This window comes from Enterobacter sp. MEB024, assembly GCF_030209635.1.
GTDB classification, from domain to species: domain Bacteria; phylum Pseudomonadota; class Gammaproteobacteria; order Enterobacterales; family Enterobacteriaceae; genus Enterobacter; species Enterobacter ludwigii.
Genome location: NZ_JARVRQ010000001.1, coordinates 298,044 through 314,214, shown reverse-complemented (window position 1 = coordinate 314,214; position 16,171 = coordinate 298,044). Strand labels below are relative to the sequence as shown.

Sequence of the window (16,171 nt, the reverse complement as noted above, 5' to 3'; positions counted from 1 at the left end):
TCTCGGGTAAGGGATCAGTTAAGCGCGGCGCTGGCGGTCATCGGAACGGTTTTCGCGTTAACCGGCATACCCGGCATAAACACTTTTTGTAAACCGTCGACGATGACTTTATCGCCAGGGTTCAGCCCCTGCTGCACGATACGTAAACCGGCGGCCAGACGTCCCGGCGTGATATCGCGGCGCTGCGCTTTACCTTCTTTATCAACGATATAAACGTATTTGCGATCCTGATCGGTCAGCACCGCTTTATCGTCGACAAGCGTGGCTTTGAATTCAGCGCTGCCCGGCAGGCGTACGCGGGCAAACAGTCCTGGCGTGAACTGACGCTGCGCATTATCCAGCAGCGCGCGCATACGGATGGTGCCGGTGCTCGGCGTTAACTGATTATCAAGAAAATCCACCTTGCCCTGATGGGGATAACCCTCCTCCCCCACCAGGCCAATCTCAACCGGGAGTGCCAGGTGATTACTGGACGCGCCCTGCCCGCTGCGGGCAAGATTTTGATAGTGAAGGTAGGTTGCTTCATCCACGTCAAAGTAGACGTAAACCGTTTTCAGGGAGACCAGCGTGGTGAGGACGCTGGCACTGTCACCCGCGGTGACCAGATTACCGCTGGTGATCAGCGCGCGGCTGGCGCGGCCATCAATAGGCGCGGTCACTTTGGTGAAATCGAGGTTAAGTTGTGCCGCGTCAACTGCTGCCTGCGCGGCGCGAATATCGGCCTGCGCCTGGGCGGCGGCCGAACGGCGCTGCTCCCACTCTTCACGGGAGACGACGTTGGTATTGACGAGTTTATCGGTACGGTTAGCCTCACTGCGCGCCAGGCTGGCCTGCGTTTTGGCTCTCGTTAAGGTGGCCTGCGCCTGTTCCAGCGCAGCGCGATAGGTTCTGTCATCGATAGTGAACAGCACCTCGCCCTTTTTCACTTCCTGGCCGTCGGTGTAATTCACTTTATCAATGTAGCCGGAGACGCGGGGGCGCAGCTGAACGCTTTCCACCGCTTCAATCCGGCCGTTAAAGCTATCCCACTGACTGATGGATTTCACTACCACGTCAGCGGCGCTCACAGCGGGCGCTTGTGGGACGGCATTTTGTGCCACGCCGTCATCGCATCCGACAAGCAGCATGGAGAGAAACATCGCTCCCAGCGCCGTCAGATGAACGTTAACCCAGGGTTTTTGCAGGCTCATTATTTTTATTCCGGTAATGGTGGCCGCCGGGCAAGACGCTGCGGGAGACGCGGCGCCACTTCCTTTGTCCGGACTGGCTTGAGACTATTTGTGTCGTTCATCGCCACAAAACTGTAACAGTTGCGAATACACTATCGCGGCGATTGTAGGAAGGCGTCAGATTTAGTGCAAGAATAATTAATACACTTTATGTGCTATTTGGCTCAGGGACAAAAGGCGCGTTTTCGGCAAGGATTTAAATGCAACAATAAAACTTGCATTTAATGTCAGAGCGAGTCATCTTTAAATGCAACAGACAAAAATGCTTTTTAAAACGCGGCGTGGGGGAAACCATGAACACTGACGCATTTATTCATGATCTACTCGACTGGATCGACAACAACCTTGAAAGCCGCCTGGACATTAACACCGTTTCCAGGCGCGCCGGCTACTCGAAATGGCATCTCCAGCGGATCTTCAAGGAACATACCGGGTATCCGCTGGCCGAGTATATTCGTGCACAAAAGCTGCAAAAGTCGGTCGAGCGCTTAACCCACAGCGATGAACCGATCCTGAACGTGGCGATCGCGCTGGGCTTTGACTCCCAGCAGTCCTTCAACCGCAGCTTTAAGCGTCAGTATGGCCAGGCCCCCGGGGCATGGCGTCGCAGTACCGTCTGCCCTGAACGCCAGCAATCAACCTAGTGTCGCGGCTTTCGCCGCGACCCGTACTGGCCGGTGGCAAACCGGCCTGTAATCATGTTCCCGTGTTCGCCGCTCAGCCGTCCGTTGAACGTGTTAACGCTTCCCAGCGATCGATTTCCTCACCTAAACGCGCGAGCTTTTCCCGCACTAAACTCAAAGCATCACTGCCAAGCAATAAATGCGTCGGCGGGTTCTGGCTCTCAATGATAGCCAGCATGGCGCGCGCCGCTTTTACGGGGTCGCCGAGTTGCTGACCACTTTTTTCCTGACGAGCCTGGCGGACAGGATCGAATAACGCGTCATAGTCCGGGATGCTGCGCGCGCTGCGTACCATCGAGCGTCCTGCCCAGTCGGTGCGAAACGAGCCCGGTGCCACCGCAGTGACATGTATGTTGAACGGAGCAAGCTCTTTGCTCAGCGTATCTGATATGCCTTCGAGCGCAAATTTACTGCCACAGTAATAGCTGATACCGGGCAGAGTGATGAAACCGCCCATCGAGGTGATATTAATAATATGGCCGTGACGACGCTGGCGCATGCCCGGCAGCACGGCTTTGATCATCGCGACGGCGCCAAACACATTCACCTCAAACTGGCGGCGCATGTCTGCGAGCGAGGACTCTTCCAGTATGCCTTCGTGACCGTAACCGGCATTGTTCACAAGGACATCAATCGGACCGACGGTAGATACACTCTGCGTAACCACTTCATCAATGTGCGCATAGTCCGTGACATCCAGCAGGCAGCCGAATGCCCGCTGCGTATCGAGTGTCTCGAATGCCTGCTTTGCTTCGGGGGTGCGCACGGTCCCCACGACCCGATGGCCTGCGGCGAGGGCTTCCTCCGCCAGAGCACGACCAAAGCCGCTGCTAACGCCGGTGATTAAGATTGTTTTTGCAGATGCCATAAATTACTCCCATGAACAGTGAAGGTTGCATGGTATTCTCTGCCCTGCCGTATTTTTAGGCCGTATCTTCTCTTTTTATTGCCTGATTTTATGAGGTGCAGTGATGTCCGGGATGATTACCTTAGTAAAAGCACTGGCGGTGCAGGAGGGGTACAACCTGACGGCGTTACCTGATGTGCGAATTTTGCGTGCCGACCGCCCGCTTGCGCGAACGCCCGTGCTTTACGATCCGGGGATTGTAATTGTCTGCCAGGGCAGCAAACGCGGCTTTTTCGGTCAGAAGACCTATCTGTATGATGAACAGCACTATCTGGCCGTGTCGGTTCCGGTGCCGTTTGTGATGGAAACCGACGCATCGGCAGAACACCCCTTGCTGGCGATATATCTGCATCTGGATTTTCAGCTTGCCGCTGAACTGATGTTGCAGATTGAGCAGCATCACGCCCCACATCCTCCCGCTGCGCCGCAAAGCATGATGTCGAGCCCGATGGACGACGCGGTAAAAACGGCCGTGCTGCGCCTGCTTGAAGTACTGAACAATCCGCTTGAGGCGGCGATCCTCGGCCCGGCGCGGGTGCGAGAGCTCTATTTCCGCGTCCTGACGGGTGCCCAGGGCAAGGCCATGCGCGCCGCGCTGGCCTTACAGGGGCAGTTCGGCAAAATTGGCAAAGTACTGCAGCACATCCATACCGCCTACGCTGAGCCGTTAACGCTTAATCAACTGGCGATGGAGGCCGGAATGAGTGTGCCGACGTTTCACACCCATTTCAAAGCGATAACCCGTATGCCGCCGATGCAATATGTGAAATCGGTGCGCCTGCACCAGGCAAGGATGTTGATGGTGCGTCAGCATATTACCGCCGCCGCCGCGAGCTACGCCGTCGGTTATGAAAGTCCGTCGCAGTTTAATCGTGAATTCAAACGGCTGTTTGGTTTGCCACCCGCAGAGGAAATAAAACGCATGCAGCGTAATTTCGCCGTTCCGCCTGTGCAGCAGGCATCGATATTTGTCTCTTCCCATTAAGCCTGATACTACATACCAGGCCTGAATACAGGCCTGGTATGTACACGGCGTCATGACGCTGCGGATTGTACTAACTCAGGAACTTACCTTTGAGCAGATTAAGTCCCGCAGACATCAGGTCGCCCTGGGCCGGGGCTTCGCCCTGCGGTGAAAGACCGTCGACGATTTTAGGCAGGTATTCAGCAATCAGCGTCGACGCGGTTTGAGAATCCACGCCCAGTTTTGCGCCGAGATCCTGCAGCGCAGGCGATCCAAACACCGATGTGATCTGTTCGCTGTTGACCGACTGATTACTCTGCTGGCTAAGCCACGACTCGACAACGCCGCCCAGGCCGCCATTGCGGAATTTTTCGAGGATCCCCTGAATGCCGCCCTGCTGCTCAATCCAGGTCATGATCGCCTGGAGTTGCTCCGTCTTACCGCCCTGCCCGCCGGCCAAGCTGCCGATTTGATCTAATAATCCCATCACAGACTCCCTACAAACATCGCTAACACGTCCTGATTGACGGCTTACTTAGCCGGGATAATCAGTACCTGACCCGGGTAGATTTTGTCGGGATGCGTCAGCATCGGTTTATTGGCTTCAAAAATACGCTGATACTCATTGGCAGAGCCATACATCGCTTTTGAGATGGCGCTCAGGGTATCGCCGGATTTCACCGTGTAATAGCGGCTTTCCACCCCGCTTTGGGTGACGGTCACGCTATCATTGACCTGGCCAATCCCGGTGACGTTACCTACCGCCACCAGAATTTTTTCTTTATCTTCCTGGGAGCCCACGTCGCCGGTCACCGTCGCCGTACCGTCGTCCGCGACATTAATGTTGACCTTTTCGGCACCAGGCAGGTTAAGACTATCAATATGTTTTTTCAGCTTGTCGGCCTGATCTTCCTTGCTACCGCCGGATACGGCATCCCAGATTTTCTCGCCCGCTTCTTTCACAAAACTTAATAATCCCATCTTCCACACCTCCATAACTGTTTCATGGTGAACATTTTCATTGGATCCCGTTGCAGGATGTACGATGCGGTGTCTCCGCTCTGGCTGAAAAATCCGGAAACAGCACAACCTGCCACATGAAGTATATCCAATAAGCGTCAGGGTGCAGGATATTTGCCCTGGTATCGCCGTTATGCCGCAACATTCCCTTTTGCCGACGTCTCACGTCTGGCGTTCCAGCCACGCGTTAAACCGTTCCATCTCTTCCAGCACACGGCTGACCAACGGTTCGATGGATTCCCAGCCTTGTTCGTTGTTGCAGGCGAGTTCCAGCGCCTCACAGGCCTCTTTCAGCGAGGTAAAATTCATCAACCGCGCACCGCCGTTAATCCGGTGCGCCATGCGGCCAACCTTGTCGCGTTCTCGCTGTTCAAGTCGCTGTTTAAGGTGTTCGGCGTCGTCATGATTCACGGCGATCATTTCGAGCTGAAGCTGGCGTGTTTTATCGTCAACGGTGGCGTCCGTCTTTCCGGCACTAGCGAAATACCGCTCCAGCATCTCCTGCAATTTTTGCGGCGTTAGCGGTTTTTCCAGATATTCATCCATCCCGGCATCAATACAGCTTGCGGCCGCTTCTGTGCCGCTCATGGCCGTCAGGCCAAAAATGGGGATCGCCTCACGCCCTTCCCGTTGTTCATGCTCACGGATCTGCCGGGTCAGTTCGTAACCATCCATCACCGGCATAGTACAGTCAGTAATAATGGCGGCATAACGCGCTGGCTGCGCTTTCCACATTGCCAGCGCCTCTTCTCCTTGCGTGGCCAAAGAGACGCGGTGTCCCCATGATTCGAGTCGCTGCTGCAAGGTCTGACGCGCGGGAGGATAATCATCCACCACCAGAATATGCAGGCTGGCTACGCTGTCCGGTGCCGGATGATGCAGGGCTATTTTCGCTGAGGGTGTCGCATTAAAGAGGAAACTCACCACACATCCTTCGTGCGGCTCGCTCTCAATGCGCACCTCCGCCCCGGCAGCGCGCGCCATATGCAGACAGGCGGGCAAACTAAAGCCGGTATCGGTCCACTCCGATTTAAGCGTCACGTTGTTCGCGCGTTCGATGATTTGTGCCTGGGTTGCTTCGGAAATCCCCGGCCCCCCATCGCACACCTCAATCACCAGCCGGACGCTTTCAACCTGTGGGTCACGGGTTCCCTCATACACCTCGATATCAATGGCATCGCCGTCAGCATGCTTGATGGCATTGCGCAGGAGGCTCGACAGAATGCGGATAATTAACAGCGGATCGGTATCGTAGCGTTGCGCTGAAAGCTCCATCAGCACGTTCAGGCTCATGCCTTTTGCTTCTGCCTGCTGACGATAGAGGGCGACCGTGCTGTCAATCAACTGCGGCAGGTTCGTGCTGCGCGTTAAGCCGAGCAGTTGCGGGTTATCGGCACGGAAAACATCGAACATGTCGCCAATTAACGAAAGCAGATTAAGGGAGGACTCCCAGATGAGGTTCAGATTCTCGTTGCGTTCATGGCGCTCGTCCAGCGCCTGAAGTTCCAGTTCCAGCAGACCCGTAATCACGTTAAGCGGTGTGCGAACCTCATGCCCCATGCTCAGCATAAAGGCATTTTTACTGGCAATCGCCTGCTCAAGATTACTTTTTGTTTCAGAGAGTTGAGCAATCAACAGCTCTTTTTCGGTGATATCCAGCCAGCCGCCAATTAACCCGCCAATCTCGCCCTGCCCGTCATGCCACGGCACGACCCACCCCTGCAAGTATCGTGGCTGCTCACCCACCTGAAACCTGGCGGACCATTTCTGCGGTTGACCATCCTGCAATGCCTGGCGATAGCGGGCTTCGATCGCCGCCAGCTCTGAAGGCTCAACCGTATTGATGGCGGTGATCGGCAGACCTTTCAGATCCTGCCCTGACAGGCCAATAGTATCGCTCCAGGCCTGGTTATAACGCAGTAAATTCCCCTGCCGATCGCGGACATAGAGCGCAACAGGAGAGGCGTCTATCAGTGATTGGGTAAATTTCAACTGCTCAGCCAGCTTCTGCTGCCAGACGTTGCCGCGGCGTAATGCACGGCGCAAATACTGGATCCACAGCCAGCAGCCCACCACGACCAGAAAGAGCAATATGCCCCACAGCAGCGAGTTCACGAACGTGCTTTTATTCCAGGTTTCACTGTTTTCTATCGCCGCCTGACGCCAGTCACCCGCCATTTGCATCAGCGCCCGTGGCTGCATATCGGCCAGCGCTTTGTTCAGGATATTGATCGACTGGCTGCTGTCCGTTTGCGCCGACAACACCAGATCGACGGGCGTCACAGGAAGGGTCACCGCCAGATGAAAACGGGTTGGATGGTGGAGAGTCACGAGATAACTGGCAATAAACTGCGGTGCAATCACCCCACGGACTTCTCCACGTTTTAAGCGTTCAAGGGCGTCGTCCATATGCGGAACTTTCACCAGCTTAATGGTGGGATACCAGGTGTCCAGCCAGGGCAACAGCGGGTCATTCGCCTGAATGGCAATTTTCTCGCCTTTCAACTGTGAGAAATCACTGGGGCGCTTGATGCCCTGATCCATCACCACCACGGCGGGCGTGGTAAGCAACGGAGGCGTTTTCGCTGCACCGCTTTTGGTTTGCTGCGGCGTATCGATAACCTGTTCAACAAACAGTGCGTCAGGGTGAGCGCGCTTCATTGCCAGAAGTTCAGCATCACTTTCAACGCTGAGGAAGGAAAAGCGAATGCCGTACTGGTCGTTAAACTGGTTAAGCAGATCGACCACCAGCCCCTGAGGTTCACCTTCGCTGACAAACGTGACAGGCCTTTGACGGCGGTCAATAATGACCTGAATTTGCCCGTGCTCGCGTAGCCAGCTTTCCTCCTCGGGATCTAACCCCAGTGGATTGGCGGTGATAACAAAGCTCCGGTTCAGACCCCAACTGGTCGCAATGCGTAAACGGCTGGCTAACGAGATATGTTTAAATACGGTATCGATGGATTCCGCCAGCAGCGGTAGCTGTCGGTCGATACCAAAACTCATGTTCAGATTAGGTATCGTCGGGCTGAACGTCCAGCTCAGGTCTCTGACCTGGTGGTATTGCGTAAGATATTCCGCACTGGCCCGGTTAATCCACAGCGCATCGATTTGCTTAAAGGCCAGCGCGCTGACGGCGGTGTTATACCACGACTGGAAGCGCAGTGTACTTTCCGGATACTGGCGGCGAAGCGCTTCACTGGCCTGGCTTCCTGAGACGACGCCAATCACTTTATTTCGCAGATCGACAGGCGTTTCACCCTGTGATTTTGGGGTCATCAAAACCGCTTTATCCAGCAGCCAGGGCGGTGAGGCTTGCAGGTCCGGGCTTGGCCACAGCTCCGGATTCCAGATAGCCACCATCTGTATTTCCTGGCGCTTCAGCGCGAGTAACGCTTCACTGCTGTTTTCGTAGTAATGCAGCTTAATTTTTACCTTAAGGCTGTCTTCCAGCATTGCCAGGTAATCAGCGGCAATGCCGCCAAAGACGCCATGTCCCATCCCTTCGCTTAACGGCGGTTGCTCCTGCCCCCAAACCCCAACATGCAGCGTGGAATGGCTGTCCAGCCAGCGTTGCGCCGCCTCACTGAACTGGACATGCGGCGCGTTAACCTGAACGCGACGCTGCAGTTCCAGTGGCTGGGCGTGCAGTTGCCATACACAACACACGGTAAGAAGCAGGCTCAATAGCCGGGCTGATAAAAAACGCATCGTACGAGTCGTTCCCTGAATAAAACATGCTGGAAAATAAAATTATACCGATGACCCGGCTTACCCTGAGTAAGCTTTGTCTTGTTCTGCGCAGATACCTCAGTGGCAGACAAGATCCCGACAGTATAAGACCGGACTTATTGTCGCGCCTGTTCCGTCCCGGTAAAAATTTCTCCTCCACTTTACCAGGAAAGTACTTTTTTACGTTTGAACAGGTTAATCCGTGATGAACAACAATATTGATAATCGCGATATCGCGCCAGAGGCCCTCACGGATGGGGACCGCGATACGCCATTTCCGGTGGTGCTGGAAATAACGCTCGACGACGTTTTCATTCAGAATGAAGCGCGTCTTTTTGCCGACGATACCAGCCAGCAACTGATGATAAAAGGTGATGCAGGGGATGAAATTAACCTCTCGGACCTACTTCCCGAAGGCGCGGAAATGGGTGAATGGACGAAAGCCCGGGGCTCAGTAACTGTCGATGGCGTGCAATATGCCGTATATCAGCATTCAGGTATGGAAACGGAACTGCTGGTTCAGGTCGGTATGCAGGTCGCCCTCAATAATATGTAAATGTAGGCGTCCTGCGGTCCTGGCGACACGCGGGACGCTGCGTTTCCGGGAGTCCCGCAATCTGTCTCAGATCTCCTGACGATCGTCGTCGTTCACTATCTCGACCTTAACGTCTCCCTGACGAACCCCCTCGGCAAGAAAAAAAGGCATCGGCAGTTTCCACTGCCCCTGCTGCACGGGTGCCGTATACCGCCAGGCATTACCGTCCATTTTCAGCAGCACAGCCTGCTTTTCCCCGTCTTGTTTATGGCTTGGCCCGGCCATTATCGTAAACCCGGCATTACTCCCGACGTGGAAGTGTTCTGCCTTCCAGCGAACAGGAGGATGCGCCGGCCAGGGTTCGGCATGATGAAAACCAAAAATAGCATCATGGCTAAGCAGACTTTGCCGCACGGTGGACCACAGCACCGCCTTCAGGAAATACTGGTCAGTGAAGCGCGCATTGCCCCGGTACTGCACGACAAACTCACGCATCATTCTTGCAACGTTCGGGAAGATGCCGCCACATCCAGCCCACATCCCGGCGAGTAACAACTCGGTATGCGTGAAATAGTCACGCATATGGTGAAAGTACCAGGGCGAACGTAGCCACGCCTCGACACAAACCTGCTCGCGTTCGGAGAGCAACGAGTCGGCATCACGAACTAAAAACCGCTCAACCGTCGGGTCGTCCATCACCAGAAAACGCCATAACGTGGGATAGATGGTTTTTTCGTGGCTCATATCGACCAGTTGAGCACCGCCCGCCTGCAGACGTTGCCAGACGTGCTGCGGCACAGAATTATCCAGATACACACGGCAGCACCAGCCAGGAAACAGCGAGTTTGCGGTTTCAATGTTTTTAATCAGCGTTTCGCAATAGCGCGGCCGATCGCCGAACAGGCTGAAGGCGATAATATTTTTTTCGCGCTGCGTGGCATCAAAAGGACGCGGCGGCGTTGAGGGAAGCGGCCAGCATTTGCCGTGACCAAAGCGTTGATCCGACAGCGTCAGCGACTCAAGGCCATAGGTGCGCATCTCCTGGGTTTTGCCCATGTGCCCACACAGTTCAGCAAAACCATCCAGCCAGGTTTCAGAGGCTTCATGACGCTGCGGCGACCGGTATATTTTACGATACACTTTATACGCCTGATCGTACTTTCCCTGACGCATCAGGCTTAGCGCATAGTCACTTTGCACTGACATATTTTTGGGCAATATGGCCAGGGCTTTTTCACAGCAGCGCGAGGCGCTGGCGTAATCCCCGTCTGCCATAGACTGGCGATAAATCTCCGCCAGTGAATGTAACTGCTGGCTTATTGCGGCGTGGTTAACAGGTCGACGTTGAGGTACCGGGCGCATAAAAATCCGCTCAATTATTTAATCAGAAAAATTAAGCCGATTTTTTCATTGTTACGGGTGGCTCACGATAAGACCCGTCTTGATATTCCCTGAAGAGAGTACAGCCCCGGTACTGGCAGGTAAAAAGCGATTTCCGCCTCTTATTCAATTTCACTTAAGCTGAGTATTTTACAGCAACTTAATTAATACCATTACCGTTTATAATGAGATGTTATTTCATTAAAAAAAATAACCAAGTCAGGTCTTATAACCCTTTATCGTCTGTTTCATCATACTGCGCACACATAAATGAGGATGACATCGGTATAATTCGACCCCGGTATTGCTGAGGTCAGGCATGAAGGATGTCTTTTCATCGGCTATACAGTAAGTTATGGGCTAGCCCGTACAGGTTGTTTATGATGTTTCATTCACAGCACACCCGATGTCCGGGGAAGATATTCCCAGGCTCACTTCGTCTTCAGGAGTCAGTTAAAGAGATATGCGTCACTATTTTCGCCTTTTTGTGCTGCTGGTTTTACTCTCGCTTTCAATGCCTTCAGCGATAGGCGATGAATATAAGATCCTGATGAGAACACCGGTCCAGGGATTACAGCGTTTATCTCTTACCGCCGATCAAGCCGCGTTTATTAAACAACAACGACAACTGAACGTGGGCGTGACCCATTATGATGCCCCACCGTTTGGCATGCGTAACATTCGCAATGAGTATGAAGGTTTGAGCGCGGATTATACGGGACTGGTCGCCTGGCAACTTAACCTCCCGGTTAAGATAAAAGTGTTTAGCTCCTCTGAAGAGGCGTGGCAGGCGCTGGCACGTGGCGATATTGACCTGATCCCGTCCGTGGCCGCCTTCCCGGATAACGATGCCTTTGCCTTTTCCTTACCTTATGCCAGCGATAAACCGGTGCTAGGGCTCAACGATAGCGATACCGCCCCTCTGGCAGAGGATCTACGTGATACCGACGTCGCAATGCCGAGGGACTATTTGCCCCTGTCACAGGCTCAGGCCGCCTACCCTAACGCCCGTTTTCGCCTGTTCGACAGTTATCAGGAAGCGTTGAGCGCGGTGGCGTTTGGTCAGTCGCGGGTTTATCTGGGCAACAGTTACTCGCTCAGCCGCAACTATCTGAACAATATTCATGTTGAGCGATTCTCACGCCTGACCAGCCGTGAAGTGGGGTTTGCCGTCAGCCAAAAAAAACCACAACTGCTCACACTGATTAATGCCGCAATCAAGGCCGTGCCAGAAGATGAAAAGCAGGAGCTTTATCGTCTCTGGCAGCCCGATCGCATTGATCTCGCACAGGGGTCGAAATCCCTTCTCTTTACCGAGCAAGAGAAAGCGTGGATCAAGAAACATCCCATCGTTAACGTTCTGATCTACAGCCAGGACAATGCAGCCCCGGTCTCATTTATTGATAATAAAGGTGTGCTGCGCGGTATTGCCGCCGATCTGTTTTCCGTTGTGTCGCTCAGAACCGGTTTACAGTTTCGTTTTGAAACAGGCAGCACCACCGAGGAACTGATTCAACAGGTGAACGAGTCAAGCGCGGATATGCTCGCCTCAATCACCCCCAGTGAAGCGCGTAAAAATAAAATTCTTTTCACCCGCCCCTATCTACGGAGCGCCTTTTCCCTGGCAACAGCGACAAATCGTAACGACATTCATATGCTGGCAGATCTGCGTGGAAAACGACTGGCGATGGTAAAAAACATTGGTGTGGAAAGTATGGTGCGCCAGCGTTACCCGGAAATTGAAATTGTTCACGTGGGCAATGAATCACAGCTGCTTTCCACCGTACTTGAGGGGAAAGCGGATGCCGCGGTGGGTATTCTGATCATGAGTGACTATCAAATCTTCACCAACTTTCAGGACAAACTCAAAGTGGTGTCGATTGTGGGGGACGCCCCTGTCTGGATCTCTTTCGGGGTCGGGCTGTCCAATCCGGAACTTCAGGGGATTTTAGATAAAATATTGCTGAGCATTCCCCCTGTTGAGCTGGAAAATCTGGCCAACCGCTGGCGGCCCAACGAACTGGTGGTTGTTGACAGCTTGTGGTATCGCTATCGGGAAGTGTTGATTGCCACCGCCGTCTTTAGCGCCGTCTTAATTATTCTGGCCCTGGGTTGGGCACTCTACCTGCGTCGGCAGATCGCGCGTAAAGCGGCACTTCGTCGTCAGATGAACACCCAGCTTGTGCAATTACGCGAGGTCATCACCGAGCGTGAAGCGCTGCTGGTTGAACTTAAGGAAGCCAAAGACAGGGCCGAGGATTCTAACCGCGCAAAATCCGTCTTCCTGTCGACCATGAGTCATGAAATCCGCACGCCGATGAATGCCATTATTGGCATGCTGGATATCGTGCTGAAAAAAGGACGCCGTGGTGAGCAAGATATTCAGGCGCTCGAGGTGGCGTATGAATCGGCAGAAGGACTGGTGGGATTAATTGGCGATATTCTGGATATTTCCCGTATTGAGGGGGGGCATCTCGATTTCAATCCTGAAGCCACGAACCTCGGTACGCTGATTAACAATATGATGCGGGTTTTCCAGGGCGTGGCCATTGAGAAAAATATCGAACTCACTCGCGCGTTCCCGACGGAACCGATAATCGATGTCTGTGCCGACCCCTTACGCATCAAGCAGGTTCTGTCGAACCTGTTAAGTAATGCCATTAAGTTTACCGACGTCGGCGGCGTATCACTGACGCTGCAGCAGGCTGAAGACCCGGTAAATGACAGCGTTCACTACATCATTGACGTCAAGGACAGCGGCGTGGGGATCGATGCCAGCCAGCAGGCAGCCTTGTTCAGGCCCTTTAGTCAGGCAGACAACCGCCGCGCAGGAACGGGGCTGGGCCTCTATATCAGCCGGACCATCTGCGAAAGCATGGGCGGCACGCTTATGCTGACCAGTGAGAAAAACGTGGGCACCACGGTGAGAGCAACCTTTACACTGCCGAAAGTAAAAACGGCGGCGGCCGTGGATGTCCAGCAGCACGAAGACGAAGACAAAATTCCGGCCCTGAAGATCCTGGTCGTGGACGATAACCCTGCCAACCGGATCCTGCTGGCTAAACAGTTGGCCTGGTTAGGACAGCATGCGTATCTTGCGTCAGAGGGAAATGAGGCACTGGCTATCTGGGAAAAAACAGATTTCGACGTGATCATTACCGACTGCAACATGCCCGGCATGAATGGTTATCAGCTGACTGACATAATCCGCACGCGCGAGCAGGAGCAGCACAGGGCCGCGGCCTGGATTATCGGCTTTACCGCCAATGCCATGCATGAGATCACGGCGCGTTGTTTACAGGCTGGTATGAATGATTGCCTGTTTAAGCCCTGCTCAATCAATCATCTCGCGGCTGCACTGCGAAATATTCATCCCATTGAGCACAAAGCATCGGACGATACCGTCTGACTGAAATAAAAAAGGAGCCTGTAAAAGGCTCCTGATAATGTCTCGGATGAATCGGTTGTAATGGGTTTAAAGCAGTTGGTCGTGCCAAAGAAACAGTTCAGAGTCCGTTTTCACGCCCAGCTTTTTCATGGCCGATTTCTTCTGTCCGCTGACCGTCTTACGACTACGATTGAATTTCTCTGAAATCTGCAGGACAGACATTCCACCGGTAAAGAGTCGCAGCACCTCAAGCTCCTTGGGAGACAGCTGATCCAGGCGGCCAATGCCCTCAATCACCTGCGGCGCGTTGTCACCCTCTGAACCCGATTTCGTGTCTGCACAAGGCTCTGAAATCAGGTAGAACTCTTTCTCCATGCTTTCTGAGAGGGAGATACGCCCCGCCGCGACCTGGCGCGCCGCATTCACCACTTCCGATAAATCACGGCTTTTACCGACATGCCCACGCACGCCGATTTTTAACGCCATGCGCACAATCGCCGTGTTTTCCAGCGTGGAGGAAAGAAGAATTTTCAGCCACGGGAAGGTGCTCATGAGCTGTTTGATCATCGGTAAACCGTCGATCTCTTCATCACCAAGCAAATAGTCAAGAACCAACACATCAACACGGTTGTTGCGTAAAAAATTCATGAGTTCGATACGAGTGGCAAAGCTGCCTTTTAGTTCGAAATCAGGCTCCTGGCTCAATATAATTTCCATCCCCTTACGGACAATCGGGTGATCGTCGAGTAAAGCGACGTATATTTTTTTACCTGAAAACGGGTTCATACATATTCTCTTTTATGCCTGCAGTGTGAGCCATCTTTAAAAAAGACTTAATTATTATTCCGTAACCATAACAATAAAGTACCGGAACTGGCATAGCTACGAAAAATAGCGGAATAGCCATCAAAACGGTTAGTCACTTCCGCGACCTGGTTGCCGTAAAAATCACTTTCTGCACTCAACACATCTAACAGAGTACGTCGACCGAGGTGATACCACTGATCGAAGAAATCATGACGAATACGATCGGATTCAATCGATAAGTTATGATACAACTCCGCGCGCTCCAGCATGCTATGGGCATCCTGATCGGCAGCACGTACCCGGTTATCCAGATCGCGGGATTGCTGTTCAATGGCCTCTCTGCTGGCATCTGCACGGCGTGCGGCAGAAAGCTCAGCTGCCCGCTGTGAACCGCCCCGGAAAATCGGCCAGCTTAAGTTTACATTGGTTTCCCACGCCTGTTCACGTCCCAGTTCATCGCGCCCGGTACTTTTGCCAACGTTCCACGTCACCGTTGGGTAGGCGGCAGAGCGCGCCGCTTCTGCATCCGCCAGTGCTGATGCGGTCTCTGCCTGCGCCTGTCGAATGGTAGGATGGCTTTCAATGGCGGATAACTGCTTGTTCAGCTCCCCTGGCTTCAGGTTCCACACCGCTGCTGTTGGCAGAGGAACGGGCGTATCCCCCAGCAGGCGGTTGAGGATGATTTCCGTATCACGCGCGCGCGATATGGCCGTATCTAAAGAAGATTGCGCCTGTAAAAATCGCCCTCTGGCCTGCGTCAGTTCACTGCGACGCCCCTGGTCAACCTTCACAATGCCGTCCAGCATTTCGACCAGTTCATTCATACGCGCCACGTACTTTTGGCTGAGAACAATGATCTGGCGCTGCTTACTCAACTCAATGAGTGCACTACTGACCTGCCAGGCAATGTTTTCCGCCTGTGCGCCCGTATTCTCTTTCGCGGCCAGATGCAGCGCTTCACGGCTTTTAATGGTGTTGCTGGTACGACCAAAATCGAGCAATGTGGTTGCGACATTCACGGTCACCGCCGGACGACTGTCGCTGTAGCCCCGTTCTCCGCCACCGAACTGGACGCTTTTTGAACGCGTCCCGACATCCACCTGCGGCCAGCGTTGCCCTTTCGCTTCATCAACGTTGGCCTGTGCCGCCTCGGTATTGAACTGCGCGCCACGAACCTCAGGGCTCATACCCAGTGCAGTATTGACCGCATCATTAAAGAGCAGACGGATTTCATTCTCGCCAGGCGCACGGGCGGTCTGCCGGTCATCGTTTGTCGCGTTGCTTTTCGCAAACGCGGTGTGGGTTGTGCTAGTAGCATGGTTATCCACCGCGCTTTTCTGCGCCACCCGTGGCGCGAGAGGTGCAGGCGGGGTGGAGGCCATCACCATGCCGGATTTTGCCTGCGGAGCGACAGGCTGAAAGGCTAATAAGCCCTCGCTACTGGCGACACTTTTCCCTGAAATCAGGCAAGAGAGTACCGTCAGCGTCGCCGCCAGGCGCCGCTGTACTGGAGAATACTTTTTCAT

Annotated in this window: 11 protein-coding genes and 1 pseudogene; 4 read left to right on the top strand and 8 right to left on the bottom strand. The window is 53.8% G+C overall.

What is annotated here, in order from left to right; all coding sequences use genetic code 11:
* Positions 1–14 precede the first annotated feature (14 nt).
* Complete coding sequence (gene oqxA / locus QRN24_RS01430; RefSeq protein ID WP_014168988.1) at positions 15–1,190, bottom strand: multidrug efflux RND transporter periplasmic adaptor subunit OqxA; 1,176 nt, start codon at positions 1,188–1,190, stop codon at positions 15–17.
* 332 nt (positions 1,191–1,522) lie between these two features.
* Here oqxA and QRN24_RS01425 point away from each other — a divergent pair, with 332 nt between their 5' ends.
* On the top strand, positions 1,523–1,873 hold the full coding sequence (locus tag QRN24_RS01425; protein WP_032670748.1) for a helix-turn-helix domain-containing protein: 351 nt from the start codon (positions 1,523–1,525) through the stop codon (positions 1,871–1,873).
* Between the two features lie 73 nt (positions 1,874–1,946).
* Here the strand turns inward: QRN24_RS01425 and QRN24_RS01420 are convergent, their stop codons facing one another.
* Positions 1,947–2,780 (bottom strand): oxidoreductase, encoded by an 834-nt coding sequence (locus tag QRN24_RS01420; protein ID WP_032681494.1) that lies wholly within the window; start codon positions 2,778–2,780, stop codon positions 1,947–1,949.
* A 103-nt stretch (positions 2,781–2,883) separates the two neighbouring features.
* Here QRN24_RS01420 and QRN24_RS01415 point away from each other — a divergent pair, with 103 nt between their 5' ends.
* Positions 2,884–3,804 carry an AraC family transcriptional regulator gene (locus tag QRN24_RS01415; protein WP_032681495.1) on the top strand — a complete coding sequence of 307 codons (921 nt, stop codon included), beginning with the start codon at positions 2,884–2,886 and terminating at the stop codon, positions 3,802–3,804.
* Positions 3,805–3,874: 70 nt separating this feature from the next.
* On the opposite strand, the pseudogene QRN24_RS01410 reads toward QRN24_RS01415, so the two are convergent.
* The 3 genes and pseudogenes from QRN24_RS01410 to QRN24_RS01400 form a co-directional block, all read right to left on the bottom strand.
* A pseudogene (locus QRN24_RS01410) lies at positions 3,875–4,285 on the bottom strand (YidB family protein); the annotation flags it as partial.
* A 29-nt stretch (positions 4,286–4,314) separates the two neighbouring features.
* The gene (gene lysM / locus QRN24_RS01405; RefSeq protein ID WP_020885103.1) at positions 4,315–4,764 is read right to left on the bottom strand and encodes a peptidoglycan-binding protein LysM; all 450 of its coding nucleotides are present in this window, start codon (positions 4,762–4,764) and stop codon (positions 4,315–4,317) included.
* Positions 4,765–4,965: 201 nt separating this feature from the next.
* Positions 4,966–8,514 (bottom strand): response regulator, encoded by a 3,549-nt coding sequence (locus QRN24_RS01400; RefSeq protein WP_284942244.1) that lies wholly within the window; start codon positions 8,512–8,514, stop codon positions 4,966–4,968.
* 226 nt (positions 8,515–8,740) lie between these two features.
* Between QRN24_RS01400 and QRN24_RS01395 the strand changes: the two genes are divergently transcribed.
* The gene (locus QRN24_RS01395) at positions 8,741–9,091 is read left to right on the top strand and encodes a hypothetical protein (RefSeq protein ID WP_047744041.1); all 351 of its coding nucleotides are present in this window, start codon (positions 8,741–8,743) and stop codon (positions 9,089–9,091) included.
* Positions 9,092–9,157: 66 nt separating this feature from the next.
* Here the strand turns inward: QRN24_RS01395 and QRN24_RS01390 are convergent, their stop codons facing one another.
* On the bottom strand, positions 9,158–10,432 hold the full coding sequence (locus tag QRN24_RS01390; protein WP_284942243.1) for a tetratricopeptide repeat protein: 1,275 nt from the start codon (positions 10,430–10,432) through the stop codon (positions 9,158–9,160).
* Between the two features lie 481 nt (positions 10,433–10,913).
* Between QRN24_RS01390 and QRN24_RS01385 the strand changes: the two genes are divergently transcribed.
* On the top strand, positions 10,914–13,859 hold the full coding sequence (locus tag QRN24_RS01385) for a transporter substrate-binding domain-containing protein (RefSeq protein ID WP_284942242.1): 2,946 nt from the start codon (positions 10,914–10,916) through the stop codon (positions 13,857–13,859).
* A gap of 66 nt (positions 13,860–13,925) precedes the next feature.
* Here the strand turns inward: QRN24_RS01385 and QRN24_RS01380 are convergent, their stop codons facing one another.
* Both QRN24_RS01380 and QRN24_RS01375 read right to left on the bottom strand, forming a co-directional pair.
* The gene (locus tag QRN24_RS01380) at positions 13,926–14,624 is read right to left on the bottom strand and encodes a response regulator (RefSeq protein WP_183516574.1); all 699 of its coding nucleotides are present in this window, start codon (positions 14,622–14,624) and stop codon (positions 13,926–13,928) included.
* 47 nt (positions 14,625–14,671) lie between these two features.
* A complete protein-coding gene (locus QRN24_RS01375; RefSeq protein ID WP_284942241.1) occupies positions 14,672–16,171 on the bottom strand; it encodes a TolC family protein in 1,500 nt (499 codons plus the stop codon).

Coding starts and splice junctions, on each gene's coding strand:
- QRN24_RS01390 (WP_284942243.1), bottom strand. CDS start 10,432: ATGCGCCCGGTACCTCAACGTCGACCTGTTAACCACGCCGCAATAAGC.
- oqxA (WP_014168988.1), bottom strand. CDS start 1,190: ATGAGCCTGCAAAAACCCTGGGTTAACGTTCATCTGACGGCGCTGGGA.
- lysM (WP_020885103.1), bottom strand. CDS start 4,764: ATGGGATTATTAAGTTTTGTGAAAGAAGCGGGCGAGAAAATCTGGGAT.
- QRN24_RS01375 (WP_284942241.1), bottom strand. CDS start 16,171: ATGAAAAAGTATTCTCCAGTACAGCGGCGCCTGGCGGCGACGCTGACG.
- QRN24_RS01425 (WP_032670748.1), top strand. CDS start 1,523: ATGAACACTGACGCATTTATTCATGATCTACTCGACTGGATCGACAAC.
- QRN24_RS01415 (WP_032681495.1), top strand. CDS start 2,884: ATGTCCGGGATGATTACCTTAGTAAAAGCACTGGCGGTGCAGGAGGGG.
- QRN24_RS01420 (WP_032681494.1), bottom strand. CDS start 2,780: ATGGCATCTGCAAAAACAATCTTAATCACCGGCGTTAGCAGCGGCTTT.
- QRN24_RS01385 (WP_284942242.1), top strand. CDS start 10,914: ATGCGTCACTATTTTCGCCTTTTTGTGCTGCTGGTTTTACTCTCGCTT.
- QRN24_RS01395 (WP_047744041.1), top strand. CDS start 8,741: ATGAACAACAATATTGATAATCGCGATATCGCGCCAGAGGCCCTCACG.
- QRN24_RS01400 (WP_284942244.1), bottom strand. CDS start 8,514: ATGCGTTTTTTATCAGCCCGGCTATTGAGCCTGCTTCTTACCGTGTGT.
- QRN24_RS01380 (WP_183516574.1), bottom strand. CDS start 14,624: ATGAACCCGTTTTCAGGTAAAAAAATATACGTCGCTTTACTCGACGAT.